Source organism: Glaciimonas sp. OK215, from assembly GCF_057787885.1.
On sequence record NZ_JBYMEG010000003.1, the window covers coordinates 24830 to 48094 of the forward strand.

At 55.2% G+C, this 23265-nt stretch carries 26 protein-coding genes; 11 read left to right on the plus strand and 15 right to left on the minus strand.

The genetic code is table 11. The annotated features are described in order from the left end of the window. Positions 1-86 precede the first annotated feature (86 nt). From AC3CHX_RS30055 to AC3CHX_RS30075, 5 genes are read left to right on the plus strand one after another with little or no spacing between them, the layout of a single operon-like run. Entirely contained in the window at positions 87-371 is a 285-nt protein-coding gene (locus tag AC3CHX_RS30055; protein ID WP_488645083.1) for a hypothetical protein, read from the plus strand. Then, positions 368-685, plus strand: coding sequence for a hypothetical protein (locus AC3CHX_RS30060; protein ID WP_488645084.1), 318 nt, complete (start codon positions 368-370; stop codon positions 683-685). The genes AC3CHX_RS30055 and AC3CHX_RS30060 overlap by 4 nt, the downstream gene beginning before the upstream one ends. After that, the gene (locus AC3CHX_RS30065; protein ID WP_488645085.1) at positions 685-1002 is read left to right on the plus strand and encodes a hypothetical protein; all 318 of its coding nucleotides are present in this window, start codon (positions 685-687) and stop codon (positions 1000-1002) included. The genes AC3CHX_RS30060 and AC3CHX_RS30065 overlap by 1 nt, the downstream gene beginning before the upstream one ends. Then, positions 968-1996 (plus strand): hypothetical protein, encoded by a 1029-nt coding sequence (locus tag AC3CHX_RS30070; protein ID WP_488645086.1) that lies wholly within the window; start codon positions 968-970, stop codon positions 1994-1996. The genes AC3CHX_RS30065 and AC3CHX_RS30070 overlap by 35 nt, the downstream gene beginning before the upstream one ends. Then, positions 1993-2481 (plus strand): hypothetical protein, encoded by a 489-nt coding sequence (locus AC3CHX_RS30075; protein WP_488645087.1) that lies wholly within the window; start codon positions 1993-1995, stop codon positions 2479-2481. Before AC3CHX_RS30070 ends, AC3CHX_RS30075 begins: the two co-directional genes overlap by 4 nt. 155 nt (positions 2482-2636) lie before the next feature. Here the strand turns inward: AC3CHX_RS30075 and AC3CHX_RS30080 are convergent, their stop codons facing one another. The 12 genes from AC3CHX_RS30080 to AC3CHX_RS30135 form a co-directional block, all read right to left on the minus strand. Next, complete coding sequence (locus tag AC3CHX_RS30080) at positions 2637-2921, minus strand: hypothetical protein (protein ID WP_488645088.1); 285 nt, start codon at positions 2919-2921, stop codon at positions 2637-2639. Further along, complete coding sequence (locus AC3CHX_RS30085; protein ID WP_488645089.1) at positions 2918-3235, minus strand: hypothetical protein; 318 nt, start codon at positions 3233-3235, stop codon at positions 2918-2920. Before AC3CHX_RS30085 ends, AC3CHX_RS30080 begins: the two co-directional genes overlap by 4 nt. Next, positions 3232-3582, minus strand: a complete 351-nt coding sequence (locus AC3CHX_RS30090; RefSeq protein WP_488645090.1) for a phage protein NinX family protein — start codon at positions 3580-3582, stop codon at positions 3232-3234. The genes AC3CHX_RS30085 and AC3CHX_RS30090 overlap by 4 nt, the downstream gene beginning before the upstream one ends. Before the next feature lie 3 nt (positions 3583-3585). Beyond that, a complete protein-coding gene (locus AC3CHX_RS30095) occupies positions 3586-3801 on the minus strand; it encodes a hypothetical protein (RefSeq protein WP_488645091.1) in 216 nt (71 codons plus the stop codon). 4 nt (positions 3802-3805) lie between these two features. Then, on the minus strand, positions 3806-4183 hold the full coding sequence (locus AC3CHX_RS30100) for a hypothetical protein (RefSeq protein ID WP_488645092.1): 378 nt from the start codon (positions 4181-4183) through the stop codon (positions 3806-3808). A 9-nt stretch (positions 4184-4192) separates the two neighbouring features. Then, positions 4193-4384: a hypothetical protein gene (locus AC3CHX_RS30105; protein WP_488645093.1), complete on the minus strand. Its 192-nt coding sequence runs from the start codon at positions 4382-4384 to the stop codon at positions 4193-4195. Positions 4385-4407: 23 nt separating this feature from the next. After that, positions 4408-4650 (minus strand): hypothetical protein, encoded by a 243-nt coding sequence (locus AC3CHX_RS30110; protein ID WP_488645094.1) that lies wholly within the window; start codon positions 4648-4650, stop codon positions 4408-4410. Positions 4651-4669: 19 nt separating this feature from the next. Continuing rightward, positions 4670-4951 (minus strand): hypothetical protein, encoded by a 282-nt coding sequence (locus tag AC3CHX_RS30115; RefSeq protein ID WP_488645095.1) that lies wholly within the window; start codon positions 4949-4951, stop codon positions 4670-4672. Between the two features lie 37 nt (positions 4952-4988). After that, positions 4989-5546, minus strand: a complete 558-nt coding sequence (locus AC3CHX_RS30120) for a DUF6011 domain-containing protein (protein ID WP_488645096.1) — start codon at positions 5544-5546, stop codon at positions 4989-4991. Positions 5547-5622: 76 nt separating this feature from the next. Continuing rightward, a complete protein-coding gene (locus AC3CHX_RS30125; RefSeq protein WP_488645097.1) occupies positions 5623-6150 on the minus strand; it encodes a phiTE_072 family protein in 528 nt (175 codons plus the stop codon). Continuing rightward, entirely contained in the window at positions 6147-6497 is a 351-nt protein-coding gene (locus tag AC3CHX_RS30130) for a hypothetical protein (RefSeq protein ID WP_488645098.1), read from the minus strand. Before AC3CHX_RS30130 ends, AC3CHX_RS30125 begins: the two co-directional genes overlap by 4 nt. Positions 6498-6538: 41 nt before the next feature. Next, on the minus strand, positions 6539-7453 hold the full coding sequence (locus AC3CHX_RS30135; protein ID WP_488645099.1) for a hypothetical protein: 915 nt from the start codon (positions 7451-7453) through the stop codon (positions 6539-6541). Between the two features lie 142 nt (positions 7454-7595). Between AC3CHX_RS30135 and AC3CHX_RS30140 the strand changes: the two genes are divergently transcribed. From AC3CHX_RS30140 to AC3CHX_RS30155, 4 genes are read left to right on the plus strand one after another with little or no spacing between them, the layout of a single operon-like run. Continuing rightward, the gene (locus tag AC3CHX_RS30140; protein WP_488645100.1) at positions 7596-9806 is read left to right on the plus strand and encodes a defense against restriction DarA-related protein; all 2211 of its coding nucleotides are present in this window, start codon (positions 7596-7598) and stop codon (positions 9804-9806) included. A 5-nt stretch (positions 9807-9811) separates the two neighbouring features. Next, positions 9812-12478, plus strand: a complete 2667-nt coding sequence (locus AC3CHX_RS30145) for a hypothetical protein (RefSeq protein ID WP_488645101.1) — start codon at positions 9812-9814, stop codon at positions 12476-12478. A gap of 11 nt (positions 12479-12489) precedes the next feature. Continuing rightward, a complete protein-coding gene (locus AC3CHX_RS30150) occupies positions 12490-19323 on the plus strand; it encodes an N-6 DNA methylase (RefSeq protein ID WP_488645102.1) in 6834 nt (2277 codons plus the stop codon). A gap of 7 nt (positions 19324-19330) precedes the next feature. Further along, positions 19331-19741: a hypothetical protein gene (locus AC3CHX_RS30155; RefSeq protein WP_488645103.1), complete on the plus strand. Its 411-nt coding sequence runs from the start codon at positions 19331-19333 to the stop codon at positions 19739-19741. Positions 19742-19845: 104 nt separating this feature from the next. On the opposite strand, the gene AC3CHX_RS30160 is transcribed toward AC3CHX_RS30155, so the two are convergent. The 3 genes from AC3CHX_RS30160 to AC3CHX_RS30170 are packed head-to-tail and all read right to left on the minus strand — an operon-like array spanning position 19846 to position 20698. Then, positions 19846-20139, minus strand: a complete 294-nt coding sequence (locus AC3CHX_RS30160) for an addiction module antidote protein (RefSeq protein WP_488645104.1) — start codon at positions 20137-20139, stop codon at positions 19846-19848. 14 nt (positions 20140-20153) lie between these two features. Then, positions 20154-20534: a type II toxin-antitoxin system death-on-curing family toxin gene (locus tag AC3CHX_RS30165; protein ID WP_488645105.1), complete on the minus strand. Its 381-nt coding sequence runs from the start codon at positions 20532-20534 to the stop codon at positions 20154-20156. Further along, a complete protein-coding gene (locus AC3CHX_RS30170; protein WP_488644980.1) occupies positions 20534-20698 on the minus strand; it encodes a hypothetical protein in 165 nt (54 codons plus the stop codon). The genes AC3CHX_RS30165 and AC3CHX_RS30170 overlap by 1 nt, the downstream gene beginning before the upstream one ends. A 188-nt stretch (positions 20699-20886) precedes the next feature. Between AC3CHX_RS30170 and AC3CHX_RS30175 the strand changes: the two genes are divergently transcribed. Both AC3CHX_RS30175 and AC3CHX_RS30180 read left to right on the plus strand, forming a co-directional pair. Further along, the gene (locus AC3CHX_RS30175; protein ID WP_488644981.1) at positions 20887-22461 is read left to right on the plus strand and encodes a hypothetical protein; all 1575 of its coding nucleotides are present in this window, start codon (positions 20887-20889) and stop codon (positions 22459-22461) included. A 95-nt stretch (positions 22462-22556) separates the two neighbouring features. After that, positions 22557-23264 (plus strand): hypothetical protein, encoded by a 708-nt coding sequence (locus tag AC3CHX_RS30180; RefSeq protein ID WP_488644982.1) that lies wholly within the window; start codon positions 22557-22559, stop codon positions 23262-23264. Position 23265 lies beyond the last annotated feature (1 nt).

A 23265-nucleotide genomic window follows, 5' to 3' on the forward strand; every position in this document is an offset into this window, starting at 1 on the left:
AGTGTCAGTTTGCGAATGTCGTTGCATCGATCAGGCGCTTGCTGCGGGCTTCCCGGAATTGCTTAATATGCGTCTGGATTGGTGCTATGAGCCGCCTATCCATGCTCGCCATCTTTGTACTGTGTCAGTTTGCCCATGTCGTTTCATCGGTCTGGATGCTGGCCGCTATCCTCGTCGGCAGCCCGCGCGCCTGGCGTCTCGCTAAAGCCTATGACCGCGTAGGGAATGCATCGACCGGTGGCGACGACAAAGAAACCATCAGTAGCCGGGCCAACCGTGGCAGATTGGAAGGACGGCGATCATGGTGCATCCTATGCCGCTTGCTTGACCGCTTCGACCCGGATCACTGCAAAAAATCGGCGGGAATATGATCGTATCGACAAAACTGATATTTAAAGGCTTCGCGGCGTTCTCGGCCTGGCCGTTTATCTTTGTGCTGCCTGAATCGCGCAATGATGTCGGCCTGATCGAGCATGAGCTGGTGCATTACAAGCGCCAGAGCTGGATTACGCCGTTCTGGATCATCGCCTATGGCATTTCCAGGCGCTTTCGCATGCGTGAGGAAGTGTTGGCGTACAAGCGGCAGATTGAAGTCAAAGGGATCACGCTGGACAGCGCTGCCAACATGCTGATGACATACCGGCTCGGCATCACTCGCGAGCAGGCATTGGACGCGCTCAAGTAATGTACACGCCAACCGCTACCGCCAACTATGTCAGGGCCATCCGTGCCTTTTCCGTGCAGACGCCGGACTGGGCTGACGCGCTCCGGTATTTCACGATGCCAGATGAGCGCACCGATATCACGCTGATTGCCGAACGAGTGTACGGCGACCGCTCCGAATTCATGGCGATCTTTGCGGCAGCTGGCATGGATACCCTGGAGCAATCGCTTGACGAACAGCGCCTGGTGTTGCCGACCTACGGGCAGCTTCAGCTCATCAAACGACAAACAGGATATTTGACCGATGCCGAACAACTCGCTTACGACTCGCTTAATTGAGACGGCGACCTCCCGGCTAGGATCGGCCAAGCGTGAGGCGGCTGACGCCGCAGCGTTCGATCTGGCGCGACGGCAGGCCGCTACGACCATCCTCAAACCGAATGAGGTATCTGGCGAGTATGACGCCGGGCAGCTTCTCAAAACGACCCTGCGCGGCCAGATTCGCGATATCACGCATGACGATATCCGGGCGTTTCAGGCCAATGTCGCGCGCCTAAAGAAGAAATTTAAGGGCGGCATTACCGCACAGCATGTTATCGACCTGGCGCTGCCGGTAGATAAGGAGCGCGCGAACAAGCAGATCCGCATGGCGATACCGGCGTCGATCCTGGGCGGCAAGGTGCATTTCATCACGAATGCCGGGCCGGACTCGGATGTAGCACGGCATCATGTCCATGTTGACTTCCTTGACTTCGATGCGGCGGTCGGGGCATCGCCTAACGATCAAAAAAAGCTCGGCAAGCTGGTGACAAGCGGGCGGCTCACGTTCGATTGCGATTGCGGGCGGCATACGTTCTGGTACCGCTATATCGCGACCATCGGCAAGTACAATGCCGGGCGTAACGAAACCGGGTTCCCGAAAATCCGCAATCCAAAGCTCAAGGGCGTGGCCTGCAAGCATGTCCTGCGCACCATGCATGTGATCCTGAAGGACACGGCGGTACAGCTGAAAATCGCCAGTTCGGTGCTGAAGGCGCGCGACGTACTCGACAAGAGCCAGATCAGGGTTGAGAAAACGAAGGTCGCAGAGCTGCGCAAAATGGCTGATGCGCAGCATAGCAAGCGGGCATCGAGTACCAACCTGAAGACCAGCGATGAAAAGAAGCAGGCAGCGGCGATCCGCAAGGCCAAGACAGACATGAAAAAAACGGCGGTAGAGCTGGCCAAGCCGACCGCAGCAATGCGGCAGGTTGAGCGGCATGCGCGCTCTCTGCTGGCGCTCGGCGCGATTACACAGATTCAATTCAACCAGATTGTAGGTGCCGCAAAATGATTAATACCGTGCCAGTCGCCATCAATTCCGCACAGCGGGCGGTGACAATGAAACATCCGAACTCGATGGACTGCATGGTGTACCGCAAGGTATTGCTGCGCACGTCAGACGGGGCGATGGGCGGCCTTCCGACCTTGGGCGGCTTGGGAGTGCTGGCCCCTGAAGATGAGCCCGATTTCGAGTATCAGCCGCTTGGCGCAGCGCGGATTCTGATTACCAGCCGGTTTGAGGGTGAAGTGCTGGATGACAAGGGCGATGCGGTGATCGCAGACGGTCCGATGCAGGAAGCGCAGATCGAGCCCGTAACCGTTGGCACGTTCGCGGTGAAGAAGAACGACCTTGTTGGCGCTATGCCGGGCGGCGGTGTGCTGATCGGATTTGAAATCGTCGGGACATCGAGCGCGGTCAATATCTACCCATACACGCCGAAATGGGTGATCGCGCCGCGCGACGAGCTGCATGATCTTAAGCCTTGGACGCCTTGATTATGACGTTGCCGCCTTCCATTCACGGAAAGCGGTTACAAACGCCATCCAAGCGTCTTTCGATTCATCAGTCTGTGGAGCTGTGCTTCGCCATTTCTGCCATGCGGCGCTCTTTTTAGCTGCCAGAATTTCTAATGCAGTAGTCATCATCATCCTTAAAATAAGATGCCGCCAGCGTTTTTCATGAAAAAAGGGCCGTTGAAAAGAGAATGCTCGCGCACCTGATTCTCGTATTTCGGCGGGATGTGCAGGTTTGAGCCTTTCGGCACGAACATCACATCCCCTACGGTAATGTCAAAGCCGTGCTTGGCGAATAGCTCCTGCAGCACCGTCTCCTGCCTAGCGTTCTCGGCGTCTATCGCGGCTATGACGCGCATGAACCCCTCATGGGTGAACGGCTCGCCGGACATGCCGGTGGTACCTGTCATTGCGGACTTCATGCTTTTGATCCAATCTCGGCAGCAACGCGGGTGATGGCGCGGCGAGTGGCGGCGTAATAATCACCATTATTCTTCAGAATGTCTTCGACGTAATAAACGCCGGGAGTTTCAGTAGAGACGTATGGATAGTAAGCATCATGCATCTGAATTTTGATTCTGAGCTTCACGGCCAGCCGAAACGCGTCGCCATCGTCCGTAAGTGGATTCCACTCTCGATGTTCCGGCTGGTGCATATAGACAGCGCCGCACTCAAGCACTTCGTATTCAATACCAGCAGCCTTGGCTGCAAAATCGATCAAATCCTTGTCGTTCATGTGTCACTCCCAACGATGTTTCCATACTTGCTGGCGACGTAGGCGCGCATGGCGGCGATAAGAGCGGATTTGTCCCATCCACCACCATCATTTGTATCTTCGGTCCCCCAACAAGTAGCCTCCCAAATTTTCGCCTCGCAATGGAACTCAATCTCGATCTTCTCGCGCTCGATGATCGGCCCGCCCTGTGCCCAATTGGCTGACACATCGAACAGAAATTCAGACCTTTTTGGCAGACTAACAAAGCACCGCTTTCTTGGCCCCATACGCTCAATGCGCGCATCAATACCTTCTGCCTTGGCCACCCAATAGTCCAGCAGAGCGCCGGTCAGTTCAGATGTTTTCATAGATCACTCCCTCGCGTAGCTCACCAGAGCGTTATTGACGGCCTCCTGAATCGCGCCCTTGGCTTCGCTATTGCGCGTGATCTTACGCAGCGCCTTGGCCGCTTCCGGGCTGATCCAAGTCGTCAGGCGCAGTTCCCCGCGCTCGATCTTGGCCGCGTCCGACTTGCGGCGGCGCTCGGCTGGCTCCATTGGTTTCTTATCAATCGGCTTTCGTGGCATTACTTCATCCTCTCATCGAATCTAAAACGGATTTGTCCGGAATCGCTGTCAGATGCGCCTCCGGGTACTCGCAGGCCTGCCACACGACATTGACGATGGCCTTGCCGGTCTTGTCATGCCCGGCGATCATGCCGATATAGCCGTCCTTGGTACGAACCTTCTGGTCGACCGCAAACAGCCTGGGCGCGTCCGGATCGGCTACCGGATCGCCTGCCGGTTTCATCTTCTTGCCGAACTCGGTAAGCATGGCCGCCATACGCATGTTCCGGGCCTCCTGAATCACGCAGTCAAGCAGCTCGATGTACGCGCCGGTATCGCCTCCGGTGCCGATTGTCTCGGCAGAGCGCAGCTGCGCGGTTATTTGGTCAATGATGGATTTCATGACGTGCCTTTAATTTCTCGGATCAGTAAGTGTAATGCCGCAATCCTTGGCCCACGTAATGAACTGGTCAGCCCATGACGGATCACCCAGTTCCCATGTGGATACTTCGCGCAATTTTGCCATTGGCGAAAGGGCTCCAATTGCAGCATCCTCGCTGGTATCGTTCTCATCCAGCTCGCGGCGCTGGCGTAGGCGCTTCATGATGTGTTCTGGCGTTCCCATAATCAAGCCCACCATCCACCGATGCCATCCCATGCGTAGTTCAGGGTATAGCCAACACTGTTATCGAAGCCAACAAGCGCCTCGGCTGCATCGTGCAGCTTTTTCATGGCGTCATAGCCGCCGAAGAAAGATGCGGTTTGTCCGATCAGGCGAAGTTTTTCAACGATTGCCTTGGCATCATCGCTGTCTTTTTCGAGGGAATCGCGCTCCTTCACCAAGTCAACAAGCATTTGTTCAACTTCCATGTATTTCCCCTTGCGATGGCTAGTCAGTTTTGCGAACGTAAAAGAACTCAAGAAGCGCGTCAAACCAAGGGGTTCCGTCCAATTTTTCATCAGACGAAAATTGTTGCCCTTTGTCGGTAGTGCCAAAGAAGCGACCGTTAAACACGGAAAACAAAACTTCCGCCTTCGCCTCGCCGTCAGAAGAAGAAATTTTGATATGGTCGCCGCCCTGGTCGTATTTCTCGGTGCTGAGAGTCAAACCTTGCGCTTCGCATTGCGCTTTGATTTCCTCGACAGATTTGTGCCTTAAAAATGTGTTCATTGTTCTCTCCTGGTTGATTAAAGATTGTCCTGCATGATTACATTCCGAAGTATTTTGCACGGCAAATTGGCCCGATGCCAAGTTCGATCGATTCTGCATTGGTCAGCTCCAACCCGCAGCAGGCACAGCGCCCGGTTTGCTGTCCATAGGCAACCGCGGCTTTCATCGGATCGCCGCAAACAGCAACAATCGCGGTGCGCTGCGCATCGCTGCAATCGCGGGTACCGTGAAACATGCCCTCGGCAACCTTGCCAAGATACTGACCTTCCTCGGTCACGTAGATCGCGCCAGCGTTCTTTCCGGTAGCCGGTGCCATCTTCAGCAGGAAGTCACCCAGGCGCAGCTTAGGACGCTTGAGGCCGCTTTCGGCTGCCTTGGCAAATGCTATTTGAACCTGCTCGACGCCATTGAGCGCAGTCAGCTCGACCGGAGCAACAACCGGGCGGGCCAGAATCCGGACAACTGCGGCAACCTGGCCGTCCGACAGCGTACCCTTTTTCAAAAGCTGACGATCCAGCGATGCGGCGAATTCGTTCATCGGCGCATTCTTGATGATCCACTTGATTTCAGGTGCGTTCGATTTCAGGTTCAGCATGGTTAGCTCCGGTTGCGTTGTGGTATGCCTATAATGTATGCGCTCACAAAACATAAAGCAAGGGTTATGTGAATTATTACCCCACTTGTTCCACGGTTTCCGGACGTAGCGCCTCCTGCACGGCGCAGATAATCCGGCACAGGTACACGTAGTCCGGGTTCGGCTTTTGCGGCAGACCACACCACCATTCATCGCCGTAAATTTTCTGCATCAGATCAGGCTGCCTCGTAGGATCATCCTCAATGGTTGCGTCATTTATTTCATCGTACTTCTCGCGCGCCTCATCTACGGTTAGGTCGTGCGCCCTGCGCCGATTGATAATTTCCGTTTTTGCGTGATCCTTTACGCCGTCCGGATCGAATACGGTGGAATCGATGCCGCGCTGCAGGCAATTAGCGATGTAATCAGCCGACACACTGGTAAAAAAATGCGCAAGTGGCTCGTCCCCTATGCCGCCCCAGTAAGCCGACCACGACTGGCCGTAGCATTCGATGGTGATCTTTCCCTGGCGCGGCCCGATATCCTCTGCATAGACGGTAATCGGATCGAGCGCCTTGGCTTCGCTGATGACCAGCTTTGTGACGGTGGATTTTTCGATCTTCATGCTGCGCCTGCTTTAGCCAGGGCGGCGCGGCGTTCGTGGTAACGAGTCATCCCCTCATCGGACACGCCTTGTGCGCTGAGCTTGGCCGCAACCTGCGATTTCTGGTCAAGCGTCATTACGTTGAGCATCGCGAGAATGATCTGCTCGGCCTTGGTGAGTTCCGAAACAAGAGCGTCATGTGCATTGCAAGCAGCGATGATTTCGTTTGCTATGCTGCCGTCCTTGCCGTTGCCATCCAAAGTGCAGACAAAGTTGCCATCAGCTTCGCGGATCGCGACTTCGTTGGTTGCGCCGCCTGGGGTGAGTCTGCCAACGAATCGGACCAGGGGAATTTTCAGTGTTTTCATTTCATTCTCCATTTCATGCCCGGCGAACCGGGCGGGCTTGGTTATTGTGCCTTGATCGCATTGAGCCTGGCTGTCAGGATTACGATAGTTTCGGTAAATCTTAGCTGCCTCATTGGATCGGTGTCATCAGTTTTCAGCCACTTCTGATGCTCCTTGATGTCCTTTTCCAGCGACTTAATTTCTGCTACCCGGTTTTTCTCCTTCTCTGCGGCCTTCTTTGCTGGCAGCTCATCAAGCGCGATCAGCTCCTTCATGCAAGCAGCGCAAGTGACTTTTGAACGATCCGTGGTCTTAGCCTTTCCGTATGACTTTTGCGCGGCCATCGCTGAGTGTGTGCAGATCGTTGCGGTGTAGCCGTAGCGCTTCGCCTCGAAGTGAACCTTTGGCGCTTCCTTGGCGGTATCTGCTGCGCTGATCAGGCGCAGCTCTGACGGCTTCCAGTTATCCAGGCGGTCGGTCAGATAAACAATGCTTTCTTCGGAATCCGTGATGGTCTTCTCAAGGAAGGCGATACGGCGATCCGCGAGAATCCTGGCTGCATCATCAATGCTTTTCGGGTCATTGTATCCAGAGTACGTTTTCAGCACCTTATCCTGATAATCACGCAAGACGACCTGATTTTTGTCGTTCAACTGGACGGTAACGCGCTCCATTGTGGTGACTTGCCCTGTGCGCGTGGTCTTGTTGAAAAAAACGTCAATCCTCCCTTTGTCATCGAGCGGCTTGACCAGCAGACCAGCGATTTCCGCCTTAGTGCGTTCGATATATGCCCTGGCACCCCGCAATGCACCCTCGATCAGATCGCACGAAATCTGGATAGGCTGGCCGCCTGAGCCGTAGCAAGCGCCCTCTTGCCAGCCGCTACGGATCGTATAGCCATGCTTGGCGATAGTCACGCCAGAAACCTTGTGTTCCCGTCCGCAGATTTGGCAGTTACCCCAGTGCATTGCAGCCATGTTGCTACCCCTGTTCGTTTGTTGTTATTGATAATGTATGCGCTCACGAAATAAAGGTCAAGCAGTTTCTTTAAATTATTTTCAGGTGGATCAACAGGAAAACATGACCGGCTTGCGCCAGGGCTGCGCCTGACAATGACGCATGACAAAATTCGCCAAAATCGACCAAGCTGCGCACTCCGGTGCGAACGGGAATAACTCCCTGCCTGAAGCAACCCTCAAGCAGCGGATCGTTGGCAATTATCTGAAGGGCCGGGAAACCCTGTACGGCCTGCACATCGCCATCGAATCCCCGCGCGGCACCCTGCGCCACTGGCAGGCCGAAGACGGCACCAGCGGCACCAACCTGATGAAGTTCCATTACGGCTATATCGAAGGAACCAAGGGCAATGACGGCGATGAGCTGGATTGCAGCATCGGCCCGCTACCTGAAGCAACGCGCGCCTATGTGATTAACCAGTTCGTCCGAGGCAAGTTTGACGAACATAAATTGATGCTTGGCTTTCCGGACAAACGCACGGCAGTTGCCGGGTACCTGAGCAATTACAACTCCGGATGGCAGGGCATGGACAGCTGCGTCCCCTGCTCGATAGAACAACTTAAATGGTGGATCGCCAACGGCAACATGACGCGACCACTGACACAAGATCAACTCCCCTATGAAGGTACGGACACTATGGACAAGGTAATTTGGGACAGCGCGCACAACCCATTACGCATGACTCTCGATCAGGTGCTTTACAGCCTGCGCGCGCACGATGGGAATGATGGCCTGCTCTTTGATTCCTTGAGCATGTCCGACATTCTTGAGGATTCGGACGGCGTACTGACGCTCGATGCCCTGGTACTCCCCTACGCGCGCCTGGAACAGCGTATGGGCCTGCTGCAAAAGGTACTGGATCGGGCTGGCGATGCCATCAAAGTGGCCGCCATGCAGGTTTCCGAGCCATTCACGCAGCGCGGATCAACCAATATCGCGGTGATCTATGAGCTGTCGGACGGACAGACCGTTTCCATATTTTTCCACAATCCAGACGTGACGCCTAAGAAAATCATGGCAACCGACGAGCTGATTTCGTGGAAGTGGATGCTGAACAAGAAAGACATCACGGTTGCCGTCGCGCCTGAGCGTGGCCGCGATCTGGATGTGCGTACCGTTGCCGCCCGCATCATGCGCCTGGCCGATAAGAACAGCGCGCGCTTCGTCGCCGCCAATGGCAAGCGGGCCGAAAAGCTGCAGGTTATTTCCGGGCTGAAGGAAACAGTTGCAGCCAAGGAAGCGGAATTATCGAGCCTTGAAAAGCAGATCGAGGTCGCGGAAGTCGAAGCTGAGGCAACATTCGCCACCGGCTATCTGAATCCGGAACAGCAAGCCGCACTGGGCGCGCGCGTCGACGCGCTGACAGAGCAGCTCAACGGTTTGTCAGAACCAGAGTTAAGCCTGGTCGCCAGCATCCTTGATGTTCCAAACGCCCGCAGCAAGGGGCGCGACGACTTGATGAAAGGCATCATGGCGAACCATCCGGATGACATCGAGGATGCCATCAAACGATTGGATGCGACGCGCCCGGCTACAGTAGCTGCGACCGTGCCTGAGCCGGTGGTGGAGACCGGCATCGAGCCCGTAGTGGACCCGGTGGTGGAGCCAGCTGAAGAACCCATTACTGAGGTCGCCACGGTCATCGAACCAGTTGCTGAGGTTGTCCCGCAGCCTGAGCCCGTCATAGAGCCGGTTGTTGATCCTGTGGTCGAAGTAGCACCTGAACCAGTTGTGGAGCCTGTCGTAGAGCCGGTGGTGGAGACCGCACCGATTGTCGAGCCGGTAGCCGAAGTCGTGTCGCAATCTGAGCCTGTCGTGGAACCTGCCGCCGCGCCGGAAGCCGATCTTACCTACCGAGCCGTTGACAATATGTTCACCGCGTTCTACCCGAACACAGCCGCAGGCGAAGAAGCTTGGAAGGTCGTTGCCGCGCAAAGCGAAGGCACCGGCAAGGTGCCGACCAATCACGTCGAAAGCACGATCCAGCAGCTTCGTGACGCGGGCTACACCGTGGCCGAGGCCGCCGCCCAGGCAGTGTCCGACGACGACCTCTTGGCCGAGCTGACCGCTACCGAGCCTGTCGCCGCCGTGGCCGACCAGCAGGACGCTGAAATTAAGGACGAGGGCATTTCGTTCCTGCGCGCGATCATCGACGGCACCCATGACCTGAGCGACACAGGCGTGCCGGGTGACTTGGGACTGATGTACAAGGAGCGCAGCGGCGATCCTGAATTCATGGACCTGTTCAAGCAGGCCGTGAAAGCGTATTCCGCATATGCGGTCGCCAAGGCTAACGAAGCGTTGACGAAATGATGGGAGTGCCTGAAATAGAAACCGAAGAAAACCTACGGGTTTTTTTCGATGACACAGCCATCGAAGACCTGATGCTGGCCGCCGATCTGAATGTCGCTGTAGCGAAGCATGCCGAGGCAGTGCTGGCCAGCGATCTACTGGCCGAAATGAACGCAACAAAGGTATTGCTTGAGCTGCTAGGCCGCCTGCAAAAGCCCGCTCGCGCCGTGATCCTGCAAAACCGGGACCGTAGCACCCCGGCCATGATCGCGCAGATGAACCAGATCGCCGCCGCGCCGGACTATTACCGGGTTGCCCCGACCAAGGAATTCGCGAGCGGAACGCCTATCGTGTTCGGCAATGACAACATTTTGCCATCCGATATCGTCATCGGGCGTACAGATAAGGCCGTAGCCGCCGATGGGCAGCGCTTCCCGGTCCGGTATGCCGTGGTAGAGGCTGCGGACCTCCTGACCAGCAACAAGGCTGACGGTACCGCGATTGACTCCTATGTGAGCGGCGAGCATGGCAAGTTGCGCGCAATCGCTGGAAATGGCCGCTTGGCGGGCCTGATCGCAGGCTTTGACCGTGGCAGCAATGCCGACTATGTGCGCGAGCTGGCCGAGGATGACGCCCACGGTATCGCCCCGGATGCCATTGCCAAATTCAAGCAGCCAGTTCTGGTTCGGATCATGAATCAAGAGGATGTGACCGAGAACATTGGCGACATTTCCAATCAGCGCGGAACCTCCGACCTATCCCCAGTGGAGCAGGCGCAAAACGATAGCAAGCGCCTTGATCTGAGTGAACTCGATATTGCCGACGATGGCAAGCCGACCGAATCCGCAGCGCTGGCATTCATTGCCGCGATGCCGGAATCCGAGCGCAATAACCTGATGGACGGCAAGAACCCAAGCCAAAAAGCCTATGACCGGCTGATGGCATCCGTGTTTTGGAAAGCCTACGGCGATGCCGAGCTGGTCAGGCTATACGCTCAGTCGGTCGACCCTGAAGTCAAAACGATCTTGGGTGGCATGGCGAGCGCGTCCGGCGACCTGGCAAAACTCGATGGCGCGGGCGAACTCGATATTCGCAGCGTGATTACCGAAGCGGCCAGTCTAGCGGTCAATGCCAAGCGCCAGGGCGTGAAGTTGAGCCTGTTCGCACAGCAAGACGATATGACGCTCTCCCCGGAAACAATGGACGTGGTTCGGATGTTCGTGGAGAACATTCGCAGCGCCAAAAAGATAGGCGAACGGTTACGTGCAGCGGCGCGCTTCGCCTTTGAAGAATTCACGAAAGAGGACAACGATATGTTTGGAGCCGTCGAAAAAGCAACGCGCGCGCAGGTATTGACGCACCTTGAGACGCCTGTAGAGAACGCCGACCAGGGCGGAATTTTCGATGCGATCGATCCTCTTTTGGAGCTGGAATTAAGCTCGAAGCTGATTGCGAAAACCGCTGCCCTGAATGATGCGGGCGAGGATGACCCGATGGCGGTCGTAACCATTTCCGGCGAAATTATCGCCATCATTCAGCAATTGAAGGACGCCGACTTGCCGGACACGCCTGAATCCGAGCCGATGGAAAGCGAGAAATTCAGAGTGCTAAATGATCCAGCATTCAAGCGCCTGACGCGTGACTTTACCCGCTCGCTGGCCGTAATTGTCGGGATTGATGGCGGAACCGAACGCGGATATGACCGTGCTTTATTCGTCAATAGCATTGTCGGCAAGATCAAGACGCAAGCCAAGAACGATCCGAATCTGGCTGCCCTACTCCTAGCCTGGTTGTCGGTGGCGCAAAGTAAGTTTGCTAAACCGGCTATCACGGAACGCAATGGTGTGTGGGCTGTGGTGGAAGATTGGAAGCAATACATTCCGCTGTTTCAGCCGCTTGGCGATGCCGCGCCTGTCGCTGATCTTGATCCATCCGAGCAGCCCGCCGAAGTTGACGCCGCGTTGCTTGTACCAGCTCACAGCGATCAATACGAAAGCTATCTAAAGGCCATTGAGCAGCAGGGGCAGGATGTCCCGATTGGGATGATTGAGCAAATACGTGTTGATGAAAGATTAAATGACGGTGAGGCAGACGCTTTGCTGGCGATGATTCCACAGATCTCGCCTGCCCCAACTGCTGAACCTATCCCCGAAATCGTACAAGAGGACTTCAACTTGGAATCGCTTATTAAAATCGCCGCTGACTCCATAGCGCAACTGCGCCGCATCGACGTGTACCGGGTGCTGAACTCTGCCGGGGATCGCCGTGAATCTCTGGCAACCTACATCATTGAGCAGCGCCCTGACTTGCAGCGCGAAGTGCTGGACGTGATGGCAGAGGAATGGCCCGACCTTGGCTACAGCGCCCCGGCTGCGCCCGCGACCGTCGAAGGGCCGAACGCCGATCTGCTTGCCCCTCCAGGCGACGTTACCGTGCCGCAGCTTGAGGTGCCGCCAGTACCGGAAGTGGCCGAAACTGCGCCCGCCGACAACCCGCAGCGCGCCATCGATCTGGCCTACCTGAATAGCGTGATCGCTCAAAGTGTGGATATGTGGGACGACGACCTGGCCGACAAGCTGGAAGCCGTGATCGGCAATTACGGCGGTGACGATGAGATGGAAAAGGCATGGCGTGATGCCGTCAATTCCTATTCAAACTTCATGTCTGCAGCTATCGGCAATTCAATCAAATAATCGACTCCTACATGACACTTCTCTTTCTTGACGATACTGGCAACGTTACCTCTGACCTAAAGCGCCTGAAGCTGGCCGCCGAAGCTGGCAAGCTCATTATCGAGCGCGCCGCGCTCGATGCGAACGATACATCGCAAGTCATGCGGTCGCTGAAAATCGGCAAGCGCTTGCGTGAAATCGGTATGGCACTGGGGATCAAAGCCCCTGCCCCGGTTGCCGCGCCGATCCTATCCGAGCCTGCGACGGTGACAGACCACTTCTATCCGGAAGAAGGCAAGCGCACCAAGGGCCAACGTCAGAAAGACAATGATGCGGCAATCGCGCTGCTGCGCAAGATTCAGGCCGGTGACGTCGGCATTACGGATGTCGAGCGCGCTGTTCTCGCGAAGTATTCCGGCAATGGTGGCGGCCTGGTCGATGCCAACGGCCTGTCCGGATCGCCGTATGAGTACTACACGCCGAAGCCGATTGCTAAGGCTATGTGGGGATTGCTCGAAGAACTGGGATTCAAGGGCGGTACCGTGCTTGACCCGTCAGCCGGTTCCGGCGTCTTTACCGCAACCCGGCCCCAATCGGCCGTAATGACGCAAGTGGAGCTGGATGCGACGTCCGGCGCGATCAATGGCGCGATCAATGACGGCCCGACCGTATCAACGACCGTTTCACCGTTTGAAGCCGTGGCAGCTGCTACCCCGGATGAAATCTATGACGCGGTAGTGACCAACGTGCCGTTTGGCGACCTGGCGATGCGTGGCGACAATCCGGAAAAGGATAAGCGTTTCCAGAAAGCGAACCTGCAAGAGTATTTCATCCTGCGCTCGCTGCAAAAGCTCAAGCCAAACGGGCTGGCCGCGTTTATCGTGCCGAAATCGATTGTCAGCGGCCTGGGTGCCAAAGAAGCGAAGTTACGCCAAAGCGCCTCGATGATGGCTGAATTCATCGGTGCCTATCGCCTGCCCAACAGTATTTTTACGACTGCTGCCGCCGATGTGACAACCGACCTGATCGTGTTCCGCAAGTTTTCGCGTGAATCCGCACAGAAAATTGATGAATTGCAGACGCAGCATCCGGAATTGCTCGTGCAGGCAAACGTTCTTTGGGATGAATTCCTGAGCGGGAAATACTTCGTAGGAACCGGACACAAGTACATCCTTGGTGAAGAAGGTACGACCAGTGGCAAGTTTGGCGAAGTGGCCGCCATCATCAACGATGACAGCATCAGCAACATTGCCAAGCTGATTAAGCGCTTTCCGCACTCGCATATCAACTGGGAACTGCTCAACACGACCGAAACCGCGCCGATCCTCTATGAAGATGGCGACGTGATTCACTCAAGCGGCCAAACGCTTGAATTCAAGGATGGCGCATGGGTAGCGCTCGAATCTGGTGCCGCCGAGGATAAGGCTATGCAGGACATCGGGCGGAAGATGCAAAAGCCGCTCGATTGCGTCAATAACAGCATCACCTGGGCTCAAGCAAAGCAATGGATCACCTATGAGGGCATGAAAGGCCGCCACATGGGTGTGCCGTCATGGTTGTTTGCCTCTGAAAAAGTGCTGGACGACATGGCCGATACGCAAACGCAGGCATGGTGGGAAGCCATCGCTGCCGGGCTGTCTGTCATGGGCCTGCTGCAAGAGTCGAGCAGCACTGAACCGTTCAATTACAAAGATGGGTACCCGATCCTGTCCGCGCAGCTCGCGCGGGTGCAATCCTACGGCAACAAGACCATCGGCAAGGCGTCCCGGCTCATCAAGGATGGCCTGATGAGCATCCGGAACGCGCGCAGCAAGGGGCAATTCAGCCCGTTCTGGCTTGGCGAAATCAACGCCAATATCGAAAGCGCAGACCTGACGCCAACGCAGCTGTATGAAAAGGTGAAGTACGAAGCCGAGGATGAATCCGGTTATGTGCCGGTTGAAAAGCTGAAGGCATCCTTTACCGATTTCGACCCGCAGGAAAGCGAAGAATGGTGTATTTCGGCTGATGGCAAGTCCGTCATCCATGCCAATGACTATTACTCAGGCAATTACAGCGATTTCCTGCGCAATGCGGCTGCCGAACTGGAAATATGCGATGACCCGGCAATTCGGGCCAAGCTGGTCCGGCAGCATGAGGCAGCAAAGGAGCGGATCAACATAGTCGATGTGTCGACCATGACATTCAGCCTGTTCACGCCGCACATTACATCGCTGCAAAAACTCGAATTCTACAAGCAGTATGTCAGCCCTGATATTTTCCTGACGACCGACGCCAACGGGCGCGACGTGTTCGATATCAAGCAGAAAAATCCTGGCAGTAATGCGAGCGAGGAAGAAATTGCAGTTCACAAGTCGATGCAGCGCTTTGTCAAGGGCTACCTGAAGAATCAGAACATCACGACTATGAGCAAGTCCGACATGGTTGAGGCTGATCCAGAGAAGGAAGCCGCGTTGCTGCGCCGGATCAAGGAAATCGCGGACAGAACGAAAGCGCAATTCGATGCATGGGCGCGCGCCAATGACGAAGTACAGGTCGGCCTGAACAACAAGCTCAACGCCCCGGATGCGCTTCGATTCATCGAGCAGCCGGACGGTTCCCCTCTCGAAATCCCGAACCTGAATGTGTCCGGGCCAAACGCGTTCAAGCCGCATGCTTACCAATATGCAGCGGTGCGCCGGTTCTCACGCAACTTCAGCGGGGTACTGGGCTTTGATGTGGGCCTTGGCAAGACTATTACGGCCCTGGCTGCAACCCAGTATTGCCAGAGCATAGGCGTCAAGCAGAAAAGCGCATTCGTGGTGCCGAATGCTACGCTGACCAACTGGAAAAAGGAGGCTGGCAAGGCCTATTTGGATACATCCGACTGCTTATTTGTCGGCCTGGTCAAAGGGAAGGATGGCAAGGACAAGATCGACGCGGGGCAAGTGAAAGCTGACCTCAACGCGATCCGTGAGAACCGCCATGCCAAGATTTTCATGACGCTCGAAGCGTTCAAGATGATCCCTGTGCGTGAAGAAACCATGCAGGCATACATCCAATACCTGACGGAAAACGACGACGCTTACCTGCTGGCTGAAGAAGATGCCAACAAGAAAAAGGCGAACATTGCCGCTGATGCCAAGTCCAAAAACGTCAAGGCTACCGGCGAAAAGTCGGGTGCTATCCCCTACTTCGAGGATATGGGCATTGATAGCCTGGTGCTGGATGAGGCCCACAATTACAAGAATAGCAAGATGACCAGCTCCCAGTTCAAGGGCGCGAAGTATCTGGCTGATCCAAGCAAGTCACAGCGCGGCATGGACATGCAGGCAAAGGCTTGGTATATCCGAGGCCTGTCGCCACGCAATGACGGCGTACTGAGCCTGACAGCAACGCCTGTAACCAATTCGCCGCTGGAAGTCTATGCGATGCTGACCCTGGCACTGGGCGAGCGGGAAGTGAACGCGATGTATGGCGTAACCGGTGCAGATTCGTTCATGGCCGGTGCTTGCGACATTGATGAGCGCGAGGAAGAAAACATCGTTGGCATGATGCGCCCGGTACGCGTCTTTACCGGGTTGCAGAATGCGGGCCTGCTGCGCCGCCTGCTGCAAACCTCTGCAGTGATTAAGACTGCCGATGACGTGAAAGCCGATGGCCTGACTATTGCGATTCCTGACGCTGATGAAGTCGATACCTCTGTCGATATCGGCGCGGATTCGATGAATAAGATCATCAACTATAAGGACGAATACAAACTGGCAATCGCCGCTGTCATGGCAGGCGGGGCCAGCGCCGAAGATAAACTGACCGGCAGCCCGTTCAACCTGATCCGCAAGATGACCAAGGTTATCAACGATCCGGAGCTAGATAGCGGTGTATTCACGTTCAAGTATGGCGCGAGCCAAGAGGAAGCCGCGGTTAAAGCGATTGCCGCATTCAATGCCAAGAATATCGTTGAGGAACGCGATTACACGGATGACAATGCCGAGCCGGGCGATATCAAGCTGAAGATCGTCAAGGATATGGAAACCGGCGAAGCAATCACCAAGTTTATGGTGACGGTGCGCGCGCGGAAGGCGGCCAAAGGAAGCGCGGTCGAACTGCTGTCGACTGATTATGAAACGCAGGAAACGCTGCTGAAGATTCTCACGGCAAACGGGATCGCGCCTGGCGTCAATATCAGTCCGAAGCTGGCAGCTGTGATTGAGAATTTCCGCGCTGAGTACCTGGCTCCACGGTATGCAGGCATGTCCAAGCAGATTATTTTCTGTGACGAACTGAGCCTGCACCACAAAATCAAGCTGGCGCTGACGCAGGCGGTCGGTGTCCCGGCGTCGAAGATCAAGATCGTCAATGCGGTATCGGTCGACACGGCAGGCATGCAGGACGTGCAGGACGGGTTCAACGCGGACGGTGACGAGAACAAGTACACGGTCATCATTGCCAACAAAAAGGCCGAGGTCGGCATCAACCTGCAGAAAGGTACGCAAGCAATCCACCACATGACGATTGGTTGGACGCCTGACAGCATCCATCAGCGCAACGGGCGCGGTGTGCGCCAGGGTAATCCAGTCGAGCGGGTCCACGTGTATCACTACGATGCCGATGGTACGTTCGATGGCTACAAGCGCAAGCTGGTCGGAATTAAGGCTGACTGGATCGGTTCGCTTATGTCCGGCGATTCGAGCAAGATCAAGATCGAGGGCGATATGTCGTCTGAGGATTATGAAATGCTCGCCAATGCGGTCGGTGACGCGGACGCGATGACCCGGATCAATGACGAAATCGCGGCCAGGAACAAGCGCCAAAAGAAATCAGCAACCAAAGTTGCGCAGCTGCAAAGCGCCCGGATCATCGAAGCGCAAGACAAGTGGCTTGAAAAATTCGGTGAAGCTGAACACAGCCCCTGGGCTGGCTATACCAAATGGATTGCGGGCAAGTTGGGCGCTGCAGCGCAAACACGATCCAGTATCAGCGAATTGCGTGATCGCCTTGACCGGTCGGAGTCGAGCCTATCCATTGGCCGCCTGCAAAAACAGATTGCCGAGCTGGAAGCCAAGCGTACCGAGCAATTGGCGGTGCTGGATGGCTTGCTGAAGGATTCAAGCGGCACGCCTATCCTGCCGCGCGCCTATGGCCCAATGAGCGATGCGGACAAGGCAACGACAGCTTACAAGAACTACCAAAAAGACCTGAATATTGCCAAGCGCATGAAAGAGGAGGCGGCAGTCAGCTTCACAATGCGCACCGATGACGGCTATTCCAAAGATGATCTGGACGCCTTCACCGAGGGCAACGCGGAAATCATCGCCGGTACGCTGGCCGTGGTCGGAAACTTTGTTGAATTCGAGAACCAGTTGCTGGTCGTGCGCAAGCCGACTAAGGGCCGTGGCACTAGCCTGGCCGGTTACAACCCTGCCAATCAGGAAGAAACCGAACTGCTGCGCATGACGGGCTCCAAGGTGATCGGGCGCGGTTCGGATGAATGGGAGGCGGCAGTAAAGCGCGCGGCTTCGATTGATGAAGTGACAATCTCATTATCAAAAGGGTTTTCTGCCAACAGCGTCTATCTGTATGCGTCGATGGTGGCCGATGTGCGCGAAGCGCTGACGGTAGCGATTCCGTCGCAACCCATGTCCATCGATAGCTTCACGTTCAAAGCGCCCTACTTCCCGTATGCATTGAATGCCGATGCGACCAGTAGCCCGTTCATCGACAAGATCAGGGCCGAACAGTCCAAGCTCATCAAGGAATATAACGGCACTGGCCGGTGGGGTTCGGTCACGCTCAATGACTTGCGCGACATTGGACAAGGCAATGAAAACGGTATCGATGCGAAGGCAATGGCGGTCAAAGTGTACGCGGTTGCCCATCGGATGCGCGCGACGGAGGGCGACCTGCAAGCGATTTCAAATAACATGACCATGAACCGGACGCTTGAATCACTCGATCTGGTGGATGCCTTCATGAAGGCGTTGCCTGATGGTGTAGCGCAAGTTAAATCGCCTGAAGAACTCGATTCATGGGCGATCAGCTGGTTTAATACCAAGCAGGATTTCCTGCAGATCGATACGCTTGAGGATGCCCTGGGCATTGATATCCGCAAATACCGCGCGGTGGCCAACAAGATCGATGACGGAAAGGAACGCTGGATCAAGTTTGGCTATGAGGATCGCTATGCTATCCAGGCGCTCGCCACGGCTGCCCTGCGCGCGGCACTGGAAAAGGGATTGCTGGTCGATCAAATCAATGCAGAGGCCGATTCCTATTCGTCCTACCTGCCATCCATGTTCATGGTCGAGAACGGCAAGACCCTGGCAGGCATAGTGTTCAAGGAAGTGGACGGCAAGCTGGAATTGACGGTAGGTGTTGATGAGGCTCGAAGCAGTATGAACCTGTCGGCCAACTCTAAGCTGTACGTCGAAAACTGGGGCGATGCGGTATCGATCGTGCAGCAATTCTTGGCGTCGCGCTGGTCTGAAATGCGGGCATGGGCGAAAAAGGCCAGGGCTGTGAAAGCGCTCGATGCTGCAGGCCTCGATGTCGCTGGAATGCTCAAGGCGCTGAAGAATGTTCCCGGTGTATCATCGGCATCGATTGGCCTGAGCGACTACCTGAAAACTGCGGATCGGTATTCGGCCAGCTATATGTACAAGGCATCCGAGTACATTCAGCTAGGTCTGGTGCGTGGCTCGAAAACCTTTGAAAAGGTTGCGACGGCTGGTTCTTCCGGGCTGCAGGGACGATATTTTGACAAGGTAAGCAAGACGTTCTTTGTCTGCATCAAGGACGGCCAGAAATTCAGCGACGACAAGCCGGTAGCATCAGTGGCCAGCCTGTTTGCGCACCTTGGCTTGAACTTCAGCGATTACGCACTGTGAGAATAATATGAGCGGAACAGACTACAAAATTGATTTCACCTACCTGACCGGCAAGCTCGCGGACCTGCAAAAGCAGGTTGGCGACAAGCCTCTGCTACCCATCTTTGTCGAACAAACACGCAAGATACTGGCGAAAGACCCGAAGAACTACCTGCGATATGGGCCGTACTGGTGGGCATTGAAGCGCGTCCTGCATGCCAATGGCATCGACGTTGGTATCTATGATGAGCCGATTTGGGCCGATGAATTTGAAATGAAAAACGGCGATGGCACCGTGAATCAGGAGGCAACGGTACTGGCAGCTTGGGAGTTTGCTGACGACAATATAGGTCAATACGGTGTGCTGACCAACGAATATCAAATCGATGACCGCCCGTTTCTGCTGTACGACCCGGATCAGGTCGCGCGCGGGCAGTAAAGAATTTCAACTGGTCAGGAGGTGGTCGCAGTCCTATCTCAAGCGGCATTACGCCGTAGGTAAATATAGCCTTCGCACGATTTAGCCCGGTACGCCGGGCGTTTTTATGTGGCGGCGACCGGAATCAGTTTCATGCCGAGCGCGCGCATGACTTTAATGATGGTAGAAAACTCCGGATTTCTATCGCCTGACAAGGCTTTGTACAGGCTTTCCCTCGAAACTCCTGCATCACGCGCAACCTGCGACATGCCCTTGGCGCGCGCCACATCGCCAAGGCCCGCTGCAATAGCCTTGGCGTCACCTTCTTCAAGGAGTGCCGCGATATACGCAGCAATGGTTTCCTCTGATTCAAGGTGTTCCGCTATGTCGAAATGTGCGAATGGTTCTGTTTTTTCCATCGGTATTCCTCTTGTTATTCCGGTGACATTGAATACAGAATGTCTGCCAGTTCCTTATGCGTCAACGTTCCATCAGCTACATCGACCATGATGTCCTCCAGATCGGAGTTGCGTGGCAGGTTGACCCCTTGAATGCTCAAGTAAGTCAATGCCGTGACAAGTGCGGTGCGCTTGTTAGCGTCGTTAAATACGTGGCCTCTGGCAATTGCCACGGCGTACATCGCGGCAATTTCAAAAACATCTTCCATTCCCTCGTAAAGAACCTTGCTAATGACACGCGCCAGTGCGCCATCAAGCGGACCAGCACCATGATCGCCATGTAACCCAGGCTCTGTGCTGAGTATCAAATCATGAATCTCAATCACTTTCTCTGCGTCGATAAGGAGCATATCCATCAGCGCTTTGCAAGCGCCTTGATAACTTCGGCGTGTGTCTTGATTACACGCTTTGCAGCATCGCGAATGATGCTTGATGCATTAGCAGTTGTGACAGTAGAAACGACGGGGCGCTTCGGAGGGCGTGTACCTTCCTTCATCTTGATACCGGGATATTGTTTCATGGCTACTCCACTGTCTTATATATTTGGATAACTAATTGTATCCAGATGGATACATATATGCAATGGGTTAATTTATTTTATTGACGCATTTGCCTAGTTTTCCGGGCTTTTCAGTTTGGGGAAAACCCGCACCAGGCCAGGAAATAACAGGCCCAACAATGACGGCTGACACATTACTGTGAATAGCCATGCCCATACCAGAAGAAAGCAAGAAGGCCAGAGGGTTTTTAGCCAGCCTTTTCGGCAAAAAGAACGTGGTCGAAAACACGATAACGGATATTGAGCAGTCGGATGCAATGACCGATGGCCTGTCTGTGACGATGTTGCTTGGCAGCTCCAAGCGCAACGCGCGCAACCGGCAGCAGATTTTCATGAAGTGGATTGAGATGATTGGCGATCCTATCGTCAGCACGTCCCTTCGCCTGCATGTGACGGCGGCACTGGGCGGTGATGCCACAAGCGGCGACGTGGTTTTTCTGGAAGCAGCAGCGGCCTTCAAGGATGACAAAGCCAAGCAAAAGATTGTGGATGAAATCCGCGCTGACCTGACGCCTATCTTCAACCGGATAGCCTATACCGTAGCCTTCAACGCAGCCGGGTATGGCGATGGCTATGGGCGCATCTATAGCGATGGTAAAAATGGCGTGGTCGATGTGTATGTCGATGAAATCGTGCATCCGTCAATGGTCACATCCTACGAGCGCGGCAATACCACTGTCGGCTATGTCGTGGCATCCGGCCCGCGCTTTACCGAGCGCCTTGGCTTGGAGCAGATGGCGCGCATGAAAATGCCACGCATGGTGTATATCCCACAAGTGCGCGCCGTTGAAAAGGCGATCAGGATGGCGCTGAAAGAGGATGACGTCAATAAATTGCCGCTCCTGCCTGCGCTGGTCGGTGGATCGTTTATCGATGCCGCTGAAGGCCCGTATGATGCACTGTCGGCGGCGCTTGCCGGTCTAGTAGGTCAGCGGGTACTGGATTCGATTGATGAATCCATGCTCACGGTCAATATGGACTCGATGACCAAAGAGCAGCAAAAAGCGTACATGACAAACCTGAAAAGCATCCTTAGCGCCTCAAAAAAGCGCGCAGAGGATGCAATTTCCACCGGCAAGCCAGTTCTATCGCGCGTCTACAACATCATGCCGACATGGGGCGAAAAGCAACTGACAGCCCTAAGTGGATCACTGACTGGCGGCGGTGGGCGTGGACAGAGCGGCACCGTCAGCATTGAGGATGTGCTGTTTCACGCCAAGATGCTATCCGGCGCAATTGGTATTGACCTGTCGATGCTTGGCTTTGCCGAGCTGCTATCGGGTGGCATGGGTGATGGCGGCTTCTTCCGGACCTCTGCGCAGGCCGCCGAGCGCTCCCGCCTTTTGCGCGTGGGCCTGACGGAATTCTTCAACCACATCATTGATGTTCACACGTATGGCCGCTACGGCATGGTGTTTCATGCCAATGAGCGACCTTGGATGGTCAATTTTTACGGAGCCATTTCAGCCCTGGCATCCGAGCAACAAAATACCAAGTCCGAAGCGATGAACACCGGCTTGATATTGGTACAAGCGTTAGCGCAACTGCGCGAATTGGGGCTCGATGACGCAGCAATGACAGAAGTTCTGTCCAAGATCATGCAGCTCGATGAGCATCAAGCCGAGCTGATCGTCAAAGGCATGTCGAAACCTCCTGTAGAAGATGCTGGCGGCGGTGGGGGATTCGGCGGCAAGGGTGGGTTCGGCGGCGGAGGTCAAGAATGAGCATATTCGACAGTACCGCCAGCCGGGTAACGTCCGGCGTTACAGGCCAAGCGTCCGGCCTTGCAAAATACCTTCCATCAGCAGCATCCGTTGGCATGTCTATTGGACGTAATCTGATCGGCAAGTTTGCACCAAAGGCCGCTTTCGGTCCGCTGACACGCGCGCTGCGCGGCGATATCACTGGCGCGGCCACTGATGCTGCCCTGGGCTTTTTAAAGGGCAAGGTCGCCTCTGCCCTGTCGAAGAATCAGCTATTTGGCGGCATTACGCTTGAGGAAGCGGCCCGCATTTGCACTGAAGTGCAGTCAACAAATTACGCCAAGAAAAACCTGTTTTTCCTTGAGATAAAGGATAGCAACCCGCCTGCAGGCTTCGAGGATATTTCGCATGTGTTCAATATGTTCGCAACCGATGTAGCGTTCGGCCCGAATACGATTGCTGGCGAAACCAAGGCTATCGGCATGTCCGTCATGGATGTAGTCAATGGTACCGAGCGCACGGAAATGCGGATTACGACCTATGACGACGCGAGCGGCACGATCAAAGGATGGTTTGAGGCCAAGTGCGGGCAGATTGCCCACTCTGACGGTACCGCAGGCGTCCCATATGACTACCTGATTGAAATCGATATCGTGCAGTCGGCAACCGATGATATTGGCGCGGCCCTGTTTGGCGGATTCAAGTCTGTATTCATCATGCGCCCGGCTGCCATCGAAATCGAACTATCCCGCACCGATCACGCACTGCAGCAGTTGCAGATGACGTTCGTTCAGTTTGACACCTTCATGTACCAGGGCGCGTAAC